This window comes from Rhizobium sp. CBN3, from assembly GCF_030518245.1.
In the GTDB taxonomy this organism is placed as follows: Bacteria; Pseudomonadota; Alphaproteobacteria; order Rhizobiales; family Rhizobiaceae; genus Rhizobium; species Rhizobium aethiopicum_A.
Window position 1 is genome coordinate 22207 of sequence record NZ_JAULSE010000004.1, and the last position, 19764, is coordinate 41970.

Annotated in this window: 18 protein-coding genes and 1 pseudogene; 11 read left to right on the plus strand and 8 right to left on the minus strand. The window is 61.0% G+C overall.

Annotation, left to right across the window (positions count from 1 at the left end):
- Positions 1–3: 3 nt before the first annotated feature.
- The 3 genes from QWJ46_RS07900 (at position 4) to QWJ46_RS07910 (ending at position 4091) form a co-directional block, all read left to right on the plus strand.
- A complete protein-coding gene (locus QWJ46_RS07900; protein ID WP_302750313.1) occupies positions 4–696 on the plus strand; it encodes an ABC transporter ATP-binding protein in 693 nt (230 codons plus the stop codon).
- Positions 693–1958 carry an ABC transporter permease gene (locus QWJ46_RS07905; RefSeq protein ID WP_302750314.1) on the plus strand — a complete coding sequence of 422 codons (1266 nt, stop codon included), beginning with the start codon at positions 693–695 and terminating at the stop codon, positions 1956–1958. The genes QWJ46_RS07900 and QWJ46_RS07905 overlap by 4 nt, the downstream gene beginning before the upstream one ends.
- Before the next feature lie 246 nt (positions 1959–2204).
- Positions 2205–4091, plus strand: a complete 1887-nt coding sequence (locus tag QWJ46_RS07910) for an MFS transporter (protein WP_302750315.1) — start codon at positions 2205–2207, stop codon at positions 4089–4091.
- Between the two features lie 44 nt (positions 4092–4135).
- Here QWJ46_RS07910 and lpxE read toward each other — a convergent pair whose 3' ends face one another.
- Together lpxE and leuB are read right to left on the minus strand one after the other, a co-directional pair.
- Positions 4136–4888, minus strand: coding sequence for a lipid A 1-phosphatase LpxE (gene lpxE, locus QWJ46_RS07915; protein ID WP_302750316.1), 753 nt, complete (start codon positions 4886–4888; stop codon positions 4136–4138).
- A gap of 177 nt (positions 4889–5065) precedes the next feature.
- Positions 5066–6178 (minus strand): 3-isopropylmalate dehydrogenase, encoded by a 1113-nt coding sequence (gene leuB, locus QWJ46_RS07920; protein ID WP_302750317.1) that lies wholly within the window; start codon positions 6176–6178, stop codon positions 5066–5068.
- Between the two features lie 248 nt (positions 6179–6426).
- On the opposite strand from leuB, the gene QWJ46_RS07925 reads away from it, so the two are divergent.
- Positions 6427–7359 carry a pyridoxal-phosphate dependent enzyme gene (locus QWJ46_RS07925; RefSeq protein WP_302750318.1) on the plus strand — a complete coding sequence of 311 codons (933 nt, stop codon included), beginning with the start codon at positions 6427–6429 and terminating at the stop codon, positions 7357–7359.
- A gap of 397 nt (positions 7360–7756) precedes the next feature.
- Here QWJ46_RS07925 and leuD read toward each other — a convergent pair whose 3' ends face one another.
- The 3 genes from leuD to QWJ46_RS07940 form a co-directional block, all read right to left on the minus strand.
- Entirely contained in the window at positions 7757–8365 is a 609-nt protein-coding gene (leuD, locus tag QWJ46_RS07930) for a 3-isopropylmalate dehydratase small subunit (RefSeq protein WP_302750319.1), read from the minus strand.
- Between the two features lie 134 nt (positions 8366–8499).
- Positions 8500–8919, minus strand: a complete 420-nt coding sequence (locus tag QWJ46_RS07935) for a glyoxalase/bleomycin resistance/extradiol dioxygenase family protein (protein ID WP_302750320.1) — start codon at positions 8917–8919, stop codon at positions 8500–8502.
- A gap of 109 nt (positions 8920–9028) precedes the next feature.
- Positions 9029–9262, minus strand: a complete 234-nt coding sequence (locus QWJ46_RS07940; RefSeq protein ID WP_064708240.1) for a hypothetical protein — start codon at positions 9260–9262, stop codon at positions 9029–9031.
- Positions 9263–9375: 113 nt separating this feature from the next.
- Between QWJ46_RS07940 and QWJ46_RS07945 the strand changes: the two genes are divergently transcribed.
- Both QWJ46_RS07945 and QWJ46_RS07950 read left to right on the plus strand, forming a co-directional pair.
- Positions 9376–10284 (plus strand): CoA ester lyase, encoded by a 909-nt coding sequence (locus QWJ46_RS07945; protein ID WP_302750325.1) that lies wholly within the window; start codon positions 9376–9378, stop codon positions 10282–10284.
- Positions 10281–10487, plus strand: a complete 207-nt coding sequence (locus QWJ46_RS07950; RefSeq protein WP_009996762.1) for a DUF1737 domain-containing protein — start codon at positions 10281–10283, stop codon at positions 10485–10487. The genes QWJ46_RS07945 and QWJ46_RS07950 overlap by 4 nt, the downstream gene beginning before the upstream one ends.
- A gap of 21 nt (positions 10488–10508) precedes the next feature.
- Here the strand turns inward: QWJ46_RS07950 and QWJ46_RS07955 are convergent, their stop codons facing one another.
- Positions 10509–10946, minus strand: coding sequence for a metallopeptidase family protein (locus QWJ46_RS07955; protein ID WP_131628227.1), 438 nt, complete (start codon positions 10944–10946; stop codon positions 10509–10511).
- Between the two features lie 162 nt (positions 10947–11108).
- On the opposite strand from QWJ46_RS07955, the gene QWJ46_RS07960 reads away from it, so the two are divergent.
- From QWJ46_RS07960 to bfr, 5 genes and pseudogenes are all read left to right on the plus strand, one after another.
- Entirely contained in the window at positions 11109–12062 is a 954-nt protein-coding gene (locus QWJ46_RS07960; protein WP_302750339.1) for an ImuA family protein, read from the plus strand.
- 10 nt (positions 12063–12072) lie between these two features.
- Entirely contained in the window at positions 12073–13521 is a 1449-nt protein-coding gene (locus tag QWJ46_RS07965; protein WP_302750876.1) for a DNA polymerase Y family protein, read from the plus strand.
- The gene (locus QWJ46_RS07970) at positions 13518–16970 is read left to right on the plus strand and encodes an error-prone DNA polymerase (RefSeq protein ID WP_302750340.1); all 3453 of its coding nucleotides are present in this window, start codon (positions 13518–13520) and stop codon (positions 16968–16970) included. Before QWJ46_RS07965 ends, QWJ46_RS07970 begins: the two co-directional genes overlap by 4 nt.
- Positions 16971–17061: 91 nt before the next feature.
- Positions 17062–17461: pseudogene (locus QWJ46_RS07975) on the plus strand ((2Fe-2S)-binding protein).
- Positions 17427–17912 carry a bacterioferritin gene (gene bfr / locus QWJ46_RS07980; RefSeq protein WP_064805736.1) on the plus strand — a complete coding sequence of 162 codons (486 nt, stop codon included), beginning with the start codon at positions 17427–17429 and terminating at the stop codon, positions 17910–17912. The pseudogene QWJ46_RS07975 and the gene bfr overlap by 35 nt, the downstream one beginning before the upstream one ends.
- A gap of 88 nt (positions 17913–18000) precedes the next feature.
- Here the strand turns inward: bfr and QWJ46_RS07985 are convergent, their stop codons facing one another.
- Both QWJ46_RS07985 and QWJ46_RS07990 read right to left on the minus strand, forming a co-directional pair.
- Entirely contained in the window at positions 18001–18534 is a 534-nt protein-coding gene (locus QWJ46_RS07985) for an RNA pyrophosphohydrolase (RefSeq protein ID WP_302750341.1), read from the minus strand.
- A 25-nt stretch (positions 18535–18559) separates the two neighbouring features.
- On the minus strand, positions 18560–19756 hold the full coding sequence (locus tag QWJ46_RS07990; RefSeq protein ID WP_302750342.1) for a divergent polysaccharide deacetylase family protein: 1197 nt from the start codon (positions 19754–19756) through the stop codon (positions 18560–18562).
- Positions 19757–19764 lie beyond the last annotated feature (8 nt).

The window sequence follows — 19764 nt, forward strand, 5'->3', positions numbered from 1 at the left end:
GACATGCTCGCACTCGATATCGAAAACCTTGACGTCACCTTTCCGGGCCTCTCCTCGCCGGCGCTGGCGATCGGCCGCCTGTCGATCGAGGCCGGCAGCAAGGTCGCGATCACGGGAGCATCAGGTTCCGGCAAGAGCACCTTCGTCAATGTCGTCACGGGGCTGGAGCGGACGCGGCAGGGCCAGATCCGCTGGAGCGGTGAGGATATCGCCGCTTTTTCGGAAAGCCGGCGCGACCGGTTCCGCGCCGTCAATATCGGCCTGGTCATGCAGGAATTCCATCTTTTCCCCGGCCTGTCGGCACTCGAAAACGTGCTTCTGCCTGCCCGGCTTGCCGGCGCCGCGACGGCCGCCGTCATCGAGCGGGCGCATGTGCTTTTGAACACGGTTAACCTGTCCCGGCCCGGCCAGAAGATCGAGACCATGTCGCGCGGCGAGATGCAGCGCGTGGCGATCGCCCGCGCGCTGTTGCGTAAGCCCGGTGTCATCATTGCCGATGAGCCGACCGCGAGCCTCGACGCCGAAAGCGGTGAGGCCGTCGGCGATCTCCTCCTCGAGCTTGCCAATGCCGAAGGCAGCACGCTGATCGTCGTTTCTCACGACCAGCGGCTCGCCGGCCGTCTCGACCGGCGCATCACGCTCAGCTCCGGCCGAATCAGCGAGGATTCCATTGCCGCTGCGGGGGAGGCTGCATGATCCGCTTCATTTGTGCCGATCTTCGCCGCCTGTGGGCGGGATCGCTGGTTATCGTGCTCCTAGTGGCGTTTGCGACCGCGCTCGGCGTCTGCGTGGTCCTGCAGGAGCGGGCGCTTCGCCTCGGCAGCGCGCGCGCCGCCGACAAGTTCGACCTCGTCATCGGTGCCGGCGGCAGCGAGACACAGCTCGTGCTCTCCTCCGTCTTCCTGCAACCCTCGCCCCTGCCGCTGATGCCGGGCGAGGTGCTGGCAAGACTTGCCGTCGACCCCCGGGTCGACTGGGCGGCGCCGATCGGCTTCGGCGATTCCTTTTCCGGCTACCCGATCGTCGGTACGACGACAAAAATGTCGAACAAGCTGTCGGGCGACTTTGCCGAAGGCAAGGCTTTCACGCATGAGGCAGAGGCGGTGATCGGCTCCGCGGTCAAGCTTTCGCTCGGCGATGAAATTAAACCGATGCATGGTTCGGCGGAGGAAGGGGGCGAAACCCATACCGAACTCGCCTATCATGTGGTTGGCCGCCTGCGGCCGACGGATACTGCTTGGGACCGGGCGATTCTCGTTCCCATTCAGGCGGTCTGGCACATTCACGGGCTGGACGCGGAGGAGCATGCGGAAGGCGCCGAAGAGGTCGGAGACGATCATGATCATGCCGATGATGACTCGCATGATCATCATGGGAAGCTCGATCCGGAAGCCGTGCTGAAAGAGACCTGGGCCGCAGATGCTCCAGGCCTTCCGGCTATCCTCGTCAAGCCGAAAACCATCGCCGATGCCTATAAGCTTCGACAGGACTATCGCAACGGCAATACCATCGCCGTTTTCCCCGGCGAGGTCCTGACCAATCTTTACGGCACGCTCGGCGACGCCAAGCAAATCCTTGTCGCGGTCGCTTCCGGCGCGCAGGCTCTCGTCGCGGCCTCGCTGGTGCTGGTCACGGTCATCCATATCGGCCAGCGCCGCCGCCAGATCGGTGCGCTCAGAGCCTTCGGAGCCCCGCGCGGCGCGATCTTCGGAATCGTCTTCCTGGAATTCTTCTTCCTGGTGGCAGTCGGCATCGCGCTTGGATTTGCACTCGGTTTCGCCGCGGCGCTGACCTTGTCCGGCATGTTCTCCGAGACCAGCGGCATCGCCATGCCGGTTGGCTTCGCCCGGGAAGATGCCGGGCTTATGGGAGTGCTGCTTGCCTTTGCCGGCGTTCTCGCCGCGTTACCGGCGGTGCTTGCCTACCGGCAATCGCCGGCGCAGGCGCTGAGGGCGTAGCAGGTTCCCTTTCGCAAACCAGTTGAAACCGTCCCGCCGCCAAATGTCATCCGGGCAGGAGGGCTGAGCAACGCTCCGATGCGTGTGACGGAATGCGGCCTCGTTAGACTAAAGTCATAATCCCAAAGCCTCTCTCTTTCCGGCCGGTCTTTTCTGGCACACTCTCGTCAGGCGTGTCGCGGCCAGGAGTATGCTTTGAGGAAAGCAGGTCGCGCGCGTTGCTCATCATTCTGTGGAGGACAGACAATGGCAAATGTCGCAAGCATCGACGGCGCGAAGGCCGGTCCGATGACGGGCGAGGAGAAGAAGGTCATCTTCGCTTCTTCGCTCGGAACCGTTTTCGAATGGTACGATTTCTATCTCTACGGTTCGCTCGCCACCTATATCGGCGCGACCTACTTCACCCAATATCCTGAGGCAACGCGTAACATTTTCACGCTGCTCGCCTTTGCCGCCGGCTTCCTGGTGCGTCCCTTCGGCGCCCTGGTGTTCGGCCGTCTCGGCGATCTCGTCGGCCGCAAATATACCTTCCTGATAACGATCCTGATCATGGGCATGTCGACCTTCCTCGTCGGTATCCTGCCGGGTGCGGCCACCATCGGCATCGCAGCCCCGATCATCCTGATCGGTCTTCGCCTGCTCCAGGGTCTGGCGCTCGGCGGTGAATATGGCGGCGCGGCAACCTATGTCGCCGAACATGCGCCGAATGGGCGTCGCGGCTACTTCACCTCATGGATCCAGACGACGGCGACGCTCGGCCTGTTCCTGTCGCTGATCGTCATCATCCTGGTCCAGTCCCTGATGGGTCCGGTTCAATTCGCGGCCTGGGGCTGGCGCATTCCGTTCCTGGTCTCGGTCGTGCTGCTCGGCATTTCCGTCTGGATCCGTCTGAAGATGAACGAATCGCCTGCATTCCAGCGCATGAAGGCGGAAGGTAAGGGCTCCAAGGCGCCGCTGACCGAAGCCTTCGGGCAATGGAAGAATGCCAAGATCGCGCTCATCGCACTTCTCGGCGCCACCATGGGCCAGGCAGTCGTCTGGTATGGCGGCCAGTTTTATGCGCTGTTCTTCCTGCAGAATGTGCTGAAGGTCGATCTGTTTTCGGCCAATGTCATGGTCGCTATTGCGCTCTTCCTCGGCACGCCGTTCTTCGTCATCTTCGGCGGTCTTTCCGACAAGATCGGGCGCAAGCCGATCATCATGGCAGGCCTTCTCATCGCGGCGGTGACCTATAATCCGCTGTTCAAGGCGATGACCTGGACGGCTAACCCCGCACTTGCCGAAGCGCAGGCGTCGATCCGCGCAACGGTCACGGCCGATCCGGCGGACTGCAAATTCCAGTTCAACCCGACCGGCACGGCGAAATTCACCAGCTCCTGCGATGTGGCGACGGCGTTCCTGACGAAGAATTCCGTGCCTTATGATGTCGTCTCAGGTCCCGCCGGGCAGCCGGCGACGGTGAAGGTCGGTAACGCGACGCTGACGAGCTTCGACGCAGCTGCCGCCGGCGACAAGGCGAAGGGCATGACCGCCGCTTTCGAAAAGGGCGTCAACATTGCGCTTCATGATGCCGGCTACCCGCTGAAGCGCGGCGTCGCCAAGGTGCCGGATGCCAAGCTCGATGCCTTTATCGCCGCCAATCCGGAACTGGCGCTCACCGCCGATGCCGTGCGCGCCGGCGAGAAGGAAACCATGCCGGCAGCCAAGCTGGTTGAAGGCAAGCTGCTGACGGCCGACGAGGCCAATGGCGTCACCGACATGGCAGTCTACAACATCGCCAATGGCGGCACCTTCGCCATGGTCGCCGATCCCGCCCGCGTCAACTGGGTCGGCACGATCGCCGTCCTCTTCGTCCTCGTCATCTATGTGACGATGGTCTATGGCCCGATCGCGGCTCTTCTGGTCGAGCTCTTCCCGACCCGTATCCGCTACACCGGTATGTCGCTACCCTATCACATCGGCAACGGCTGGTTCGGCGGCCTGCTGCCGGCGACGGCCTTCGCGATGAGCGCTGCCGCGGGCGACATCTATTACGGTCTCTGGTATCCGATCGTCTTTGCTGCGATCACCCTGGTGATCGGCGTCATCTTCCTGCCGGAGACGAAGAACAGGGATATCCACGCATTGGATTGATGACGCGTTCGCGTCTGACATGCTCGAGAAAAACGGCCCGGCGCTCACAAGGCGCCGGGCTTTTTCGCGTCGGGGAACAGGCGCTTGGCGAGCGGCCAGCCATCCGGCGCCAATTTAAAGAGCAGGCCGCAGCGGGCAAAGACGATCGCCGTCAGCAGCGAGAACCAGCCGCCGAGTGCAAGGCCGGCGATAACGTCGCTTGGATAGTGTGCACCGACCATGACACGCGTCATGGCAAGCCAGATGGCGCAGGCGATGAAGAGAATGCGGTAGCGCGGAAACAGAAGCGCAAAAGCGGCAAAGAAGGCGCCGACGGTGGTGGAATGGCCGGACGGAAAGCTTTCGAAAGCGGCATGGCCCGAAAAGGGCGTGAAAGAAAACATGCCGTAATCGTGGAAGTGATCGGGACGCGCCCTTCCAATCGCCCGTTTCAGGAGATTGGCGAGAAGTCCGGAGAACACGACCGTGGTGAAGAGATAGCCGCCGATCCAGCTGACATAAAGCGCCTGCGCCTTGGAGCGCGCGGTCTTCAAAAGCTTGTAACCCGCCCTGCCCTGAAAGAAGAGCAGAATGCTGATGCAGATCAGCCAGGCAGAATCGCCGAAGCCGGTCAGCAACTGGCCGAGCTGCTTCACCGCCGCGGGGCGTTCGCTGGCGCCGACCTGGGAATCGAAGAGCAGCATGGAAAGAGCCACGGCATTGATGGTGATGAAGAGGCAGGCCTGCCAGCGCAAGGGCGGCATGCCAACGCTGCCGCGGCGCCAGCGCCTATCAAGGGAAGCCCAAAATGCCCGCATCCTGTCGTCCGTTCGATTTTGCCGGGTTAAAATTCGGCGCAAAAATACACGAGATTGTGGCTGAGAATAGTCCGTTCCGGATATTTCAGCCGACCCGGCTGCGGCTGCTCGGCCTCACATGAAAAAGCCCTCCGCATGCATGATGCGAAGGGCGGGAAACTGTTCACGTGAAATATATCAGACGGAAAGCGCCTTGAACTCGGCGAGAATCGCCTCGCCCATCTCGACGGTGCCGACCTGCCTTGCGCCATCGGCCATGATGTCGCCGGTGCGGATGCCCTTGTCGAGCACGTTGGCGATGGCCTTTTCCAGGTCGTCGGCTTCCTTGACCAGGTTGAAGGAATAACGCAGGCACATGGCGAAGGAGGCGATCATGGCGATCGGATTGGCAATGCCCTTGCCGGCGATGTCGGGGGCCGAGCCGTGCACCGGCTCATAGAGCGCCTTACGCTTGCCGGTCTTGCCATCCGGCGCGCCGAGCGAGGCCGAGGGCAGCATGCCGAGTGAACCGGTCAGCATGGCGGCGACGTCGGAGAGCATGTCGCCGAAAAGATTGTCGGTGACGATGACGTCGAACTGCTTGGGCTGACGCACGAGCTGCATCCCGCCGGCATCGGCCAGCATATGTTCGAGCTGAACGTCGGAATATTTCGTCTTATGCGTTTCGGTCACGACCTGGTTCCAGAGCACGCCCGATTTCATGACGTTGCGCTTTTCCATGGAGCAGACGCGGTTCTGGCGCGTGCGGGCCATTTCGAAGGCGACGCCGGCGATGCGTTCGATTTCGTAGGTATCGTAAACCTGGGTGTCGATGCCGCGCTTCTGGCCGTTGCCGAGGTCGATGATCTCCTTGGGCTCGCCGAAATAGACGCCGCCCGTCAGCTCGCGGATGATCAGGATATCAAGGCCTTCGACCAGTTCCGGCTTCAGCGACGAGGCCGAGGCAAGAGCCGGATAGCAGATGGCGGGACGCAGGTTCGCGAAGAGCTGCAGGTCCTTGCGCAGGCGCAGGAGGCCTGCTTCCGGGCGCACTTCGTAAGGCACGCTATCCCATTTGGGACCACCCACCGCGCCGAAAAGAACGGCGTCGGCGGCAAGCGCCTTCTGCATGTCGGCTTCCGAGATCGCCGCACCATGGGCATCGTAGGCGCAACCGCCGACAAGGCCTTCGTCGGTGACGAAACCGGCATCCATCGCCTCGTTCATATAGACGATGATCTTGCGGACTTCGCTCATGGCCTCGGGACCGATGCCGTCACCCGGCAGCAGGAAAAGATTGCGCGCAGTCATGAAACCCTCCTGGAAAAACAAGTTGCGGCTTCTTAGACCCCGGAAATGGGCATTTCAAGCGAGAGAAAGGTTGAATCGGTACGCTTCAATATCTGCATCGGCCCGATTTTCGGGCCGATGCAGATATTGAAAGTGTTACAGCGTCCTTTGGGCGTCTGAAGACGCGCGGGCCTGTAGGTCATGATGGTTGCTCCTGTGCCGGCAAACGGATTAGAACAATCGTCTCACTTTATTTCCTGGATGTTCCCATGGCTTCAGCACCCCTCCATCTCGACACGCCCCTGGTTCGAACATCCCCCGGCTATAGCGCCAGCGGCAAGCCGCTCTGGCTGAAGCTCGATGCGCTGCAGCCTTCCGGCAGCTTCAAGCTGCGCGGCGTCGGCCGGCTGTGCCAGCAGGAGGTGGAAAATGGCGCACGCGAGATCTTCTGCGCCTCGGGCGGCAACGCCGGCATTGCTGCGGCCTATGCCGGCCGGACGCTCGGCGTGCCGGTCACGATCGTCGTGCCGGAGACGACGGCGGCCGATGTGCGGCAGACGATTGCCGCAACCGGCGCCAATGTTCTCGTCCATGGTTCGGTTTTCGATGAAGCCAACACTCATGCGGTCGAGCTCGCCCGCGGCCGGAAGGCGACCTATGTGCATCCTTTTGACCACCCGCTTCTGTGGGATGGTCATGCCACGCTGATCGACGAGGTGGTGGCGAAGGGCGTGACATTCGATTGCGTCATCACCAGCGTCGGCGGCGGAGGGCTGCTGGCCGGCATTGTCGAGGGGCTGAAGCGGAACGGGCTTTCCGATATTCCCGTCATCGCCGTCGAAACCGAAGGGGCGGCTTCGTTCCATGCCAGCCTCAAGGCCAATGAACGCATCTCACTACCGGCGATCACCTCGATTGCGACGTCGCTCGGTGCGCGGCGGGTGGCGCAGCATGTCTTCGAGCTGCCGAAGCAGCACCCGATCGAAAGCGTTGTCGTCAGCGACGCCGATGCCGTCGCCGCCTGCCTGAAATTTGCCGATGCGCATCGCATCCTCGTGGAGCCGGCCTGCGGCGCCGCCCTTGCCGTTGCCGATGTACATGCCGGACTGCTTCAGCACTTTGACAATCCGCTGATCGAGGTCTGCGGCGGCATTGGAGTGTCGCTGGAAAAGCTGAGGCTTTGGAAGGAGAAGTTTCTCTGAGCTGTGGCCTCTCCATTCCCTCTTCTCCCCTCGGGGAGAAGGTGCCCGTAGGGCGGATGAGGGGGCCGGCGGAACCGGCCTTTCCAATAGTGCTCATGCGGGTTTCGGCCGTATTGGCCTATCTCGGCAATGTCTAGAGGCAAGGCACTGTCGTCAGCGTGGCAGGATAGGTTCTGACGGGAGGGGTGATGCCGTGTGGCCCCCTCATCCGCCTGCCGGCACCTTTCTCCCCGCTGGGGAGAAGAGGAAATGCCGCGCCGTCTCCATTCCTCGCCAGCTCTCGGCATTGCGAGCCCTCTTGCCGCGGGCGGAGTCCGGGTCGAGACGAAGTAGCGAGTTTGTCAGCAGGCTAAGCCGGGCGAAAGCCCGGCTTGATCGATCGGCAGTTCGTCAGAGCTTAAGCCGCCCAGGGATGCGAAGCGGCGTTCTTCTTTTCGAATTCGTCGATCGCCTTGCCCTTTTCCATGGTCAGGCCGATATCGTCGAGGCCGTTCAGCAGGCAGTGGCGCTTGAACTCGTCGAGATCGAACTTGATCGAGCCGCCATCGGGTCCGGTGATCTCGAGGTTCTCAAGGTCGACCGTCAGGATGGCGTTGGAGCCGCGCGAGGCGTCGTCCATCAGCTTGTCGAGGTCTTCCTGGCTGACCTTGATCGGCAGGATGCCATTCTTGAAGCAGTTGTTGTAGAAAATGTCGGCGAAGCTGGTGGAGATCACGCAGCGAATGCCGAAATCGAGCAGCGCCCAGGGAGCGTGCTCACGCGAGGAACCGCAGCCGAAATTATCGCCGGCGACCAGGATCTTGGCATCGCGATAGGCTGGCTTGTTCAGCACGAAATCGGGATTTTCGGAGCCGTCTTCATTGTAGCGGGCTTCGGCGAAAAGGCCCTTGCCAAGACCCGTGCGCTTGATGGTCTTCAGATAGTCCTTCGGAATGATCATGTCGGTGTCGATGTTGACGACCGGCAGGGGCGCTGCAACGCCCGTGAGCTTCACGAATTTATCCATGACCCATGCTCCATTTCAGCAAATGTACTTTCCTGAGTGTGCATCTAGTCCAGTTTTTTGCCGAAATGAAGGAGAATCTTTCTAAATTGGCGGCCACGCGACGTTCGCGTGGCCCGGCGACGGTCCGCGTCCGGTTAGTTGGTGGGCGCGTTCAAGCCCCAGAGGACGCCGAACGGATCACGAAGCTGGCCGTAGCGGTCACCCCAGAACATCAGTTCGACCGGCATGACGACTTCGGCGCCGGCGGCCACCGCACGATCCCACCAGAAATCGATATCGTCGATAACAAGCTGGATGGCGAAACCTTCATGGCCTTTGAAAGGATGGCCGTATTCGGGATAGGCATCCGCCAGCATGAGGGAGCTGCCATTGATATAGAGATGAATATGCATCGTCCGGCCGCTTTCATCGACCGGCACCCTGTGGGCCTCTTCGGCGCCGAAGGCCTTCTTGTAGAATTCCGCGGCCTTCACCGCGCCGTCGACGGTCAGATAGGGCAGCAGGCCATTCTTCACCGGCGGCAACTTGGCCGGCTTGTTTTCCGTCGTATCCATGCTCGTCCTCCATCGTTTTTTTGAGCGCCGGCAGAATGCCCGGCTGCTTCAAAGACGTATCATGGAAGCATGATGCGACAGTGTCGGCCAATTTTTTTGAAAGCAGGCCTCAGAGATCGATGATCGTGCCGCGACCGTCGTTCCAGATGCGCATCTCCGGCTTGCCGTTGTTTGCCTTGGCGCGGACCGGAGCGGGCTTCATCTTCATCGAAAGCGCGCGTCCGACCATGAGCACGGTCAGGATGCCGCCGACGGCAAGCGTCACCGAGAAGGTGAGAAGCAGCATGGCGACAAAGAAGGTGGCGCCGGCCAGCATGAAGAAGATGGAGCGAATGTTCTGCATGGGTTTGAGACCTTTCTACAGAAAGGAATGTGGTCCTTCCTTTTCCTCTCTGCAAGGCAAGCATGGCTTTTTGTTGTCTTGCCGGGCCTTGCGAAGCTTGGCACTAATGGCTGATGAAGCAAACCACACCTCTCCGCTCTTCAAGTCTGCGCCGCTCGGTGCTGAGTGTGCCGGCCATCAATCTGCGGGCGCTCGAAAAGAGCCGTTCCCTTGATTGCGATGCCGTTATTTTCGATCTGGAGGATTCCGTCGCGACCGAGAACAAGGGCCAGGCGCGGGAAAATCTGCGAGCTTTTTTTGCCGGGCCGCCGCTCGGGGGCAAGGAAAGGATCATCCGCATCAATTCTTTGTCATCCGAATTCGGGGCGGCGGATCTCGATCTGGTCAAGGCGCTTTTGCCCGACGCCGTTCTCCTGCCGAAAGTGAATGGGCCCCAGGATGTCACCGACATCGGCGATCTGCTCGCCGATGCGGATGCGCCGGAGGAGCTGCGCATCTGGGCCATGATCGAGACGCCGCGTGGCGTGCTGAATGTCGGAGCGATCGCCGAAGCCGGCCGCATGCCGGAGGCGCGGCTCGATTGCCTGGTCGTCGGTCTCAACGATCTGCGCAAGGAAACCGGCGTCCTGCCGCAGCCGGGGCGAAGCTTTCTCGTGCCCTGGCTGATGCAGATCATTCTGGCGGTCAAGGCCCATGGGATCGATGCGCTCGACAGCGTTTTCAATGATTTCCGGGATGGCGAAGGTTTCGACGTCGAATGCGGGCAGGGACGCGCCATGGGTTTTGTAGGCAAGATGCTGATCCATCCCGCGCAGATTGCGGCCGCCAACCGGCATTTCGGTCCGAGCGCGGAGGAGATTGCCGAAGCGCAGGCAATCATATCAGCCTTTGCCGATCCGGCTACCAGAGGCCTCAACGTCATCAATGCGAACGGGCGGATGATCGAGCGGCTGCATCTTGTCCAGGCCGAAGCTCTGGTTCATAAAGCTCGCCTGATTTCTGCAAGAAAGCCCGCCCGATGAAACTCTACCGCTTCCTGACCGGCCCCGACGACGCTTCCTTCTGCCACAAGGTCACCGCCGCCCTCAACAAGGGCTGGTCGCTGGAGGGCTCTCCGACCTATGCCTTCAATGCCGCAACCGGCGCGATGCAATGCGGCCAGGCCGTCGTCAAGACTGTCGAAGGCAAGGATTATGATCCGGAGATGAAGCTCTCCGAGCAGTAGTGTTCTGCCGAAGGCGTGGTTTCAGCGCTCTGCGGCTTCCTCGGCGCTAGCCTCGATCCGCTCCATGTCATCGTCGCTCAGCCCGAAATGATGGCCGATCTCGTGGATCAAGACATGGGTGATGATATCGCCGAGCGTCTCGTCGTTTTCTGCCCAGTAATCGAGAATGGGGCGGCGGTAGAGACGGATGCGGTTGGGCATCTCGCCAGTTTCCACGGTGAAACGTTCGGAAATGCCCCTGCCTTCGAAAAGGCCGAGCAGATCGAAAGGGGTTTCGAGCGCCATGTCCTCGAAAACATCGTCATCTGGGAAGTCTTCGATCTCGATCGTGAGATTGGTCGTCAGCTGGCGGAATTCATCCGGCAGATGGCTGTAAGCCTCCATGGCCAGCGACTCGAAGGTGCTGATCGTCGGCGCATGGCGGTCCTGCCAATCATCGCTCTGGTCTACGCGGGCCATGAATATTCCTTCCTTTGCGGGCCCATATAGAACCTTTGCCGCCGATTTTCGAGTGCGGAATCAAAGGCAGGAATAAATTCATAGAAAATCGTTGTTGACTCTTCTTCAGCTCTCTGGAATCCATAAGAACATAACAGGAACAAGACGGACGGAGTAAACGCCATGGCGCAGAACGCCCTGGCGCGCGAGCGGCTTTTTGCGCTCCGCGAAACCATCGCCAAGCTGGAAGGAAAGCCTGCGCCGGCGCTTGCGGCAGCGGAGCGGGAAGCCCTGGCTTCGGGTGAGACCGGGCGGCAGGATGCGGAGCGGAATGGGCGCAGACAGCGCCTGTCGTTTGGCGTGACATCGCTCGACGAAGCGATGGAAGGCGGGCTGCCGCTCGATGCGATAACGGAAATCCGTTCGGGGCTTTTCCGGAATGCGGGAGCCGCCAGCGGGTTCACCCTTGCGGCCGCAGCGCTGCTGCAGCGGGTGGAGGAGGCGAGCGACTGTTCGCCGATACTCTGGATCGGCGATACAGTCTCGACGATGGAGGCCGGCCTTCCCTATGCAGTGGGTCTGCAGGATTTCGGCCTGCAGCCCGAGCGTTTCCTGCAGGCTTTGCCGCGCAAGCTCGACGAGGCGCTCTGGCTTGCGGAAACCGCGGTGGAAAGCGGCGCCTTTTCGGTGGTCATCCTGGAGATCAGGGGCAATCCTGCGCATTTCGGCCTGACCGAGAGCCGGCGGCTCGGTCTTCGCGCCAAGGCGGCCGGCCGGCCCCTCTTCCTGCTTCGGCAGGCCGGAGAGGAGGAGGCGAGCAGCGCCGCCTTCCGGCTGCTTGCCGAGCCTGCGCCAGCCGGCATGCGGGCTCTTCCGGGTGGATCGAGACTTGCCGGCAGCATCGGCAATCCGGTTTTTCGTCTCAGCCTGGAGAAGAGCCGCAACCCGGCTCCGCTCTCCCTTCTTCTGGAGTGGAACCCTCATGAACGTCAGTTTTTCCCCATCGACGAGCCAAGGCACGCTCTTACTCCAGACGAACGGTCAGCGTATCCTGGCGCTCAGCTTTCCGCATCTTTCGACGGACAGGATCGCCCGCAGAAAATGGGGCCTTTCCTGGCGTTCGAGAGGGCGTCCTGAGGCTGCGCCGATCGTCTGCGCCGGAAAGCACGAAAATACCATGCGGCTGATGGCGCTGGACGAGACTGCGGAGGCGCTTGGCTTGAAGAAGGGTCAGGGTGTCGCGGAAGCGCGCGCCATGCATCCGAAGCTCGATATCGTCGAGGAGGATCCGGCCGCCGATGCGCGGCTGCTCGAAGCCATCGCCGACTGGTGCGACCGCTATACGCCGCTGGTGGCGATCGACGGACGGGACGGGCTGTTTCTCGACATTAGCGGCTGTGCCCATCTTTTCGGCGGCGAGAGAGCGCTGCTGAAGGATATTCTGCTCAGGCTTTTCCATATGGGGCTCGACGTCCAGGGTTCGATCTCCTCTTCGCCCGGCCTTTCCTCGGCCGTCGCTCGTTTCGGCAATGGCGGCGTCATCGAAGACGAGGAAATAGGGAATGTGCTGGCGCCGCTGCCGGTCGCCGCGCTTCGGTTGAACGAAGACACCGTGGCATCGCTGAAGAAGCTCGGGCTGAAATATATCGGCGATGTCATGAATGCGCCGCGGGCGCCGTTGACCCGTCGTTTTGGAGCGAGCCTGCTTTTGCGGCTCGATCAGGCGCTCGGACATGACGAGGAACCGGTTTCGCCGCGCCTGCCGGTTGCGAGCCTTTCAGCCGAGCGGCGGCTGGCCGAGCCGATCGGCACCGAAGAGGATATTCTCGCCCTTGCCGGCCAGATCGCCGTGTCGCTGAAACCCTCCCTGGAAGCCCGCGGTGCCGGCGGCCGCGTCTTCGAACTCGTGCTGTTTCGGGTCGATGGCCAGGTTTTCCGGATTTCCGTCGGCGCTTCACGGCCGCTCAGGGAGCCGAAGCGGATCGCCGATCTTTTTTCCCAGCGTCTGCAGGCAATTCATGACGATCTCGATGCCGGATATGGTTTCGAGATCCTGCGGCTGAATGTCGTGCGCCACGAGCCCTTCGAAGGCACGCAGGGCGATTTCGACGGCGGCCGGCAAAGCGAGGTCTCGCTTGCAGCTTTCGTCGACCGCGTCTCGGCCCGCCTTGGCGCGGACTGTCTCCAAAGCTTTCAGCTCCACGAAAGCCATGTGCCGGAGCGTGCGGTTGTCATAAGCCCGCTCTTGGAAAGCTTTCCGGCCCATCGCAGGAGCGAGGGAAGCCGTCTTTCCCCAGCTCGCAGCGAGCGGCCCTTAAGGCTTTTTGCCAGACCGGAACCGGTCGAGGCCTTGCTTGCCGAAGTTCCGGAAGGGCCGCCGCAAAGTTTTCGGTGGCGCCGCATGCAGCATCAGGTTCTGCGCAGCGAAGGCCCGGAACGGCTTGCCATGGAGTGGTGGATCGATGGCGCCGACGCCAAAACGCGTGACTATTTCCGTGTCGAGGACAATGCCGGGCATCGTTTCTGGATTTACCGCGAAGGCTTTTACGGTGAAGAGCCGCCGCCGCGCTGGTTCATGCACGGGATTTTCGCATGAGCGCGGCGCCTGCATTTTTCGAGATCGGCGCCCGCACCAATTTCTCCTTTCTGGAGGGTGCCTCGAAGCCTGAGGAAATGGTGGTGCAGGCCGCCGCGCTGAAACTTTCCGGTCTTGGAATCGCCGACCAGAATTCGGTTGCCGGGGTCGTCAGGGCGCATGCGCAGGCGCAGGAGATCGAAGAGAAATTCAGAAGAAGGCACGAGAAGAACCTCGACGGCAGAGAGGAAGAGAAGGTTCTCGATCCAATCCGGATTCAGCCGGGCGCCCGCCTCGTCTTTGCGGACGGAACGCCTGATATCCTTGCCTATCCTGAGAACAGGCGAGGATGGGCGCATCTCTGCCGTTTGCTGAGTGCGGGAAATTTGAGAGCGGAAAAGGGATCTTGCCTGCTTTACGAGGCGGATATCATGGAATGGGGGGACGATATGATGCTTGCCCTCGTTCCAGGCCAGGCGGCTGCCGTCGAGCTTGTCGCCCAACAGGAATTGGAAGCCTGCCTCGCCCGGTTCCGGAACCGTTTCGGCAAGGCGTTTCACGTGGCGCTGGCGCCTGCCTATGATGGCCGCGACAGGCAGGTTTTCGCGGCCCTTTCCGTGATCGCCGCCCGCCACCGCATTCCTGTCATCGCGACCAACCAGCCGCTCTATCACCATACGGATCGCCGCCCCCTTTCCGATATCGTCATTTCGATCCGCGAGCATATCCCGATCGCCGAGGCAGGTTTTCTTCTTGCTCCGAATGCCGAGCGTTATCTCAAAGGCCCACGTGAAATGGCCCGGCTGTTTCGCGACTATCCGGAGGCGATCGCCAATACTGGGACATTCTTCGGCAGGCTTTCGTTTTCGCTCGATGAGCTGAAACACAATTATCCGCCGGAAAACGATCCCGGCGAGACGCCCTATGAAACCCTCGAGCGTTTGACGAGGGAGGGGGCTAAGAAGCGCTATCCGGATGGCGTTCCTGCTCAAATCCTGACCCAGATCGACTATGAACTCGATCTCATCCGGGAGAAGAAATACGAGCCCTATTTCCTGACGGTCCACAAGCTCATCCAGCATGCGCGTTATGAATTGAAGATCCTGTGCCAGGGCCGCGGTTCTGCAGCCAACTCGGTCATCTGCTATTGCCTCGAGATCACGGAAGTCGATCCGACCAAAAGCACGTTGCTTTTCGACCGCTTCATCTCGATGGATCGTGACGAGCCGCCTGACATCGATGTGGATTTCGAGCACGACCGACGTGAAGACGTCATCCAGCACATCTACAGAAAATATACCAAGGAGCATGCCGGGCTGACGGCCGGTGTCACCACCTATCGCACCCGTTCCGCCGGCCGTGAGGTCTCCAAGGCCTTCGGACTTTCGGAGGACGTCCAGTCGGCGATCAGCAGCCTGGTCTGGGGCTGGTCGGAGGATAATCTGTCGGAGCGGGATGCCAAGGCCGCTGGGCTCGACATTTCGGACCCGGTGACATTAAACGTTCTGCGCTATGCGTCCGAGCTCCTCGGATTTCCGCGTCACCTGACCCAGCATGTCGGCGGCTTCGTCATCACCCGGGATCGGCTTGACGAAGTCGTGCCGATCATGAAGACGGCGATGCCGGATCGCTACATGATCGAATGGGACAAAGACGATCTCGACAACGTCAAGATTCTGAAGGTCGATGTTCTGGCGCTTGGAATGCTGACCTGTCTCAGGAAAGCCTTCTCATTGCTCGAACTGCATTACGACGTGAAGAAAACCCTTGCCGATCTCGGCAACAGGGAACACGGAGACGAGGGCGTACCGGTTTATGACATGATGTGCCGGGCCGACACGCTGGGCGTCTTTCAGATCGAAAGCAGGGCGCAGATGAGCATGCTGCCCCGGCTGAAGCCGCGACGGTTCTACGATCTCGTGATCGAAGTGGCGATCGTCCGTCCAGGTCCGATTCAGGGCAATATGGTCCATCCCTACCTGACGCGACGGGAGCAGTCGCATTCTCCCGGTTTCAAGATCGACTATCCGAAAGACGAGATGATCCCGATCCTCAAGCGGACGCTCGGCGTGCCGCTGTTTCAGGAACAGGCGATGCAGATCGCGATCACGGCGGCGGGATTCTCGCCTGCCAAGGCCGACCGCCTGCGCCGCTCGATGGCGACCTTCAAACGGTTGGGAAAGGTCAACGCGTTCAAGGATGATCTGATCAATGGCATGACCAGCAGAGGCTATCCGAGGGATTTCGCCGAACGTTGCTTCAGCCAGATCGAAGGCTTCGGCGAATATGGTTTTCCGGAAAGTCATGCGGCTTCCTTCGCCCTGCTGGTCTATGCTTCGTCCTGGGTCAAGGCCTATTATCCCGACGTCTTTTGCGCTGCCATGCTCAATTCGCAGCCGATGGGCTTTTACGCGCCGGCGCAACTCGTTCGTGATGCCAGGGAACACGGGATCGAGGTCCGACCCGTCGACATCAACAGATCCAATTGGGATTGCCATCTCGAGGAGGCGGTCTTCGACAGAAATGCCGTCGACAGGCGGCATGCCGACATGCGAACCATCATCAAGGCAAAGCGAGCCGTTCGCCTCGGCTTTCGGCAGGTCAAAGGTCTGTCCGAGAAAGCGCTGGAGAGCCTTCTCGCCAACAGAGGTGATGGTTATGGCTCGGTTCGTGATCTCTGGCTGCGGTCCGGTCTCGACAAAGCCGATATCGAAAGGCTGGCGGATGCCGATGCCTTCGGCTCGATCAGCCTGTCGAGACGTGAGGCGCTTTGGGCTGCAAGAGCGCTGGATACGAAATACGCTCCTGAAAAATTGCCTCTGTTCGATCGGGTGAACCATATCGATCTGCAGGTCGAACCGAAGACCAGTCTGCCTGATATGCCGCCGGGCGAGCAGGTGATCGAGGACTATCGTTATCTGTCACTGTCGCTGAAGGCGCATCCGGTGTCTTTCCTGCGGGAGGAATTCCGAAAGATGGGCATCACGCGCAATGTCGATCTCCTGACGGTGTCGAACGGAAAGAGGGTGACCATCGCCGGTCTGGTGCTGGTGCGCCAGCGCCCGGGTTCGGCCAAGGGCGTAATCTTCATGACGCTGGAGGATGAGACCGGCGTTGCCAACGCTATCGTCTGGAACAAGATATTCGACAAATACCGGGCGGTCGTCATGGGTGCCCGGCTCGTGAAAATCCGGGGCAGGCTGCAAAGCCATAGTGGCGTCATCCATACGGTCGTCGAGCATATCGAGGATATGACGCCGGCACTTGGCATCCTGCAACGCGAGGCCCGACGTTTCGGCGCCTGCGAGCGCGCCGACGAGGTTCTGAGGCCAGGGATCGATCCACGACAGAGAAGGCTTGCGAATGCGCAGGAAAGGGCGGAATTGAAAAGACAGGCGGGTGCCGGGGACCGCCATGCCGGTGCGGCGGAAAGCGCCGAGGTCATGCCGCGCGGGCGGAACTTTCATTGAGCAGTCGGATCGACCAGGGCATGCCTCATCGTGCGGTCGCCGCACCGTTTCAGTCAATCTGCAACAGGCCGCGCCCCATCGCTTCCAATCGATGCCGGCTGATTCGAATTTTTTCTTGACAGCCGCCATCTTCTTTAGCAGAAAACACGATAGTCAGTGTCATGTTTGGAAATGAAGACGTGCTTGTCTGCAGCTGCAATTACATAACCGACAAGGAAATCCGGGAGGTTATCACCAACCTTCTCGACGAAGACTGTTGGCAGCTTATCGTGCCTGCGAAGGTCTACCACGCCATGGAAAAACGCGGCCGTTGCTGCGGCTGCTTCCCCAACGTTGTCGACATCATTATCCAGACGACCGAGGAATATCACGCCCGCCGCCACTCGACGGAGACGGAGATATTTGATTTCATGTCGCGCTTGAAGCAGTTCCATGAGGAAAACAGGAGAGCGGACATTGAAAGGCGACAAAAAGGTCATCGAGCGGCTTAACGAGGCACTGTTCCTCGAACTCGGGGCGGTCAACCAATATTGGGTTCACTATCGTCTTCTCGAGGATTGGGGCTACACCAAGCTCGCCAAGAAAGAACGCGCCGAATCCATCGAAGAGATGCATCATGCCGACCGGCTGGTCGCCCGCATCATCTTCCTCGAAGGCCATCCCAATTTGCAGACCCTGGCCCCTCTGCGCATCGGCCAGAACGTCAAGGAAGTCCTCGAAGCCGATCTCGCCGGCGAGTACGACGCCCGCACGGCCTACAAGAAGTCGCGCGATATCTGTTATGACGCCGGCGACTACGTTTCCATGAAGCTTTTCGAAGAGCTTCTCGCAGATGAGGAAGGCCATATCGATTTCCTCGAAACACAGCTCGATCTGCTCGAGAAAATCGGCGAAAGCAAATACGGCCAGCTCAACGCCGATTCCGCCGACGAAGCCGAATAGCATTCGCATGAGGCCGGCCGCATCGGCGGCCGGCGTTCCTCATAAAAGCGCGTCGCAATCTTTCAGCTTTCCGCGCGCTTGACCTCGATCAGTCTTCCGATTGCAACGCCGCCAGATGATGGAACTCGGCGATCACCTGGTCGTAAACAGCGCGCTTGAAGGGAACGATCAGGCCCGGCAGTGCCTGCATCGGCTTCCATTCCCAGGCATCGAATTCGGCATCGTGGCCGCCGGGCGGCGGGTTGATGGCGATCTCGCTCTCGTCGCCGTCGAAGCGGAAGGCGAACCAGCGCTGCGTCTGACCGCGGAATTTTCCTTTCAGCCCGATGCCGATCAGCGCCGGCGGCAGATCGTAATTGATCCAGTCCCGCGCTTCTGCGAGCAGCGTCACCGTCCTGATGCCGGTTTCTTCATAGAGCTCGCGATAGGCGGCATCCAGGGGATCCTCGCCCTTGTCGATGCCCCCCTGGGGCATCTGCCAGAGCTGCGGCGAGCCGTCATATTCGGAATTGCCGTCGGGGATGCGCCGGCCGGCCCAGACCAGGCCATCGCGGTTCAGGATCATCACGCCGACGCATGGGCGATAGGGTAGATCCTCGGCTTTCACGGTCGCCTGGCTCATCTTCTTCTCCGTTGAGGACATTATCTCAGGGGGTTCTGGGGTCGTTGGAAAGCGAGGCGACGCCGACGATCTCGATGCCACGCATCGAAGCTTCCTCGCTCCACTTGGCAATGGCGTCGACGCTTTCGTCAAAAGCCGAGGCGATGCCGATCGCCTGGCCGTTCTTGCGAGCGATGCGTTCGAGCTCGTCGAGTTTCTTCAGGATGGCGTTGACGTCGAGCTGGCCGTCGAGCTGCAGATCGGCAAAGGCATAGGGCAGTTCGGTCCCCTTGGCGACATCAGCCGTTTTCGACTGCGCCGACGTCCCGTCGTCGAGGAAGAGCAGGCCACGCTTGCCGATATCGCGCATGATGGGCTCCATGGCGACAGGGTCGGAAAGGAAGCGGCCGCCGAGATAGTTCATGATGCCGGTGTAATTGGTGATCTCGCCCATCGCCTTGTGCAGGTTCTCGATGTTGCGGGCGACCGGTTTTGAGGTCAGCAGGGTTTCCGGCCCTGGATCGTTTGCCGGATAATCAAACGGTTCCAGCGGCACCTGCAGAAGGATTTCATGGCCGCCGCGGCGAGCCTCCTGCATCCAGCGCTGGAGGCTGTTGCCGCTTGCGGCAAAGGCCAGCGTGATCTCCTCGGGCAATTCGGCGATGGCGCGCTGCGTTCCCGTCTGGCTGAGCCCAAGGCCGCTGACGACAATGGCTACGCGCACACCGCGGGCGCCGGACGAGGGACGGGCATACTGATCCATCGGCCGTCGACCGTCGGGACCGACGATCGGCAGCCTGCCATAGGCCGAATCCTCAAGCAGCGTCTCGTTCGGCAGCGCCGCCATGCGCGGATCCTGGCCGATCTTCATTGCATCAACCAATACCGGTCCGCTGCCGTCGCGGGGGCGGGGGCTGTATTTGGTGACGACGGAGCCGTCGCCGGTCACCATCTGCTCGACATTGGCGCCCGAACGCGGTTCGGCGCGCGGCATGCCGTCCGCCGCCTGGCCGGCCGGCGTCTGTGCTGGTTGAGGTGTGCCGGAAGAGGGCGCTGCCGCTTGCTCGGTTGCCGGCGGTTTTTTGCGTTCGAGCCCGTCGTCGCGAAACGCCGTATAGAGAGAGAAGCCGCCTATCGCGAAAAGGCACAGACTGGCGGCGATGCGGCCAAGGCGTAGCACTCCCGGCCGCCGGCTGCCGGTTTTGCGGTTGCGCCCCAAAGGCGCATGCAGGTCCGTTCCCAATTTTCTCG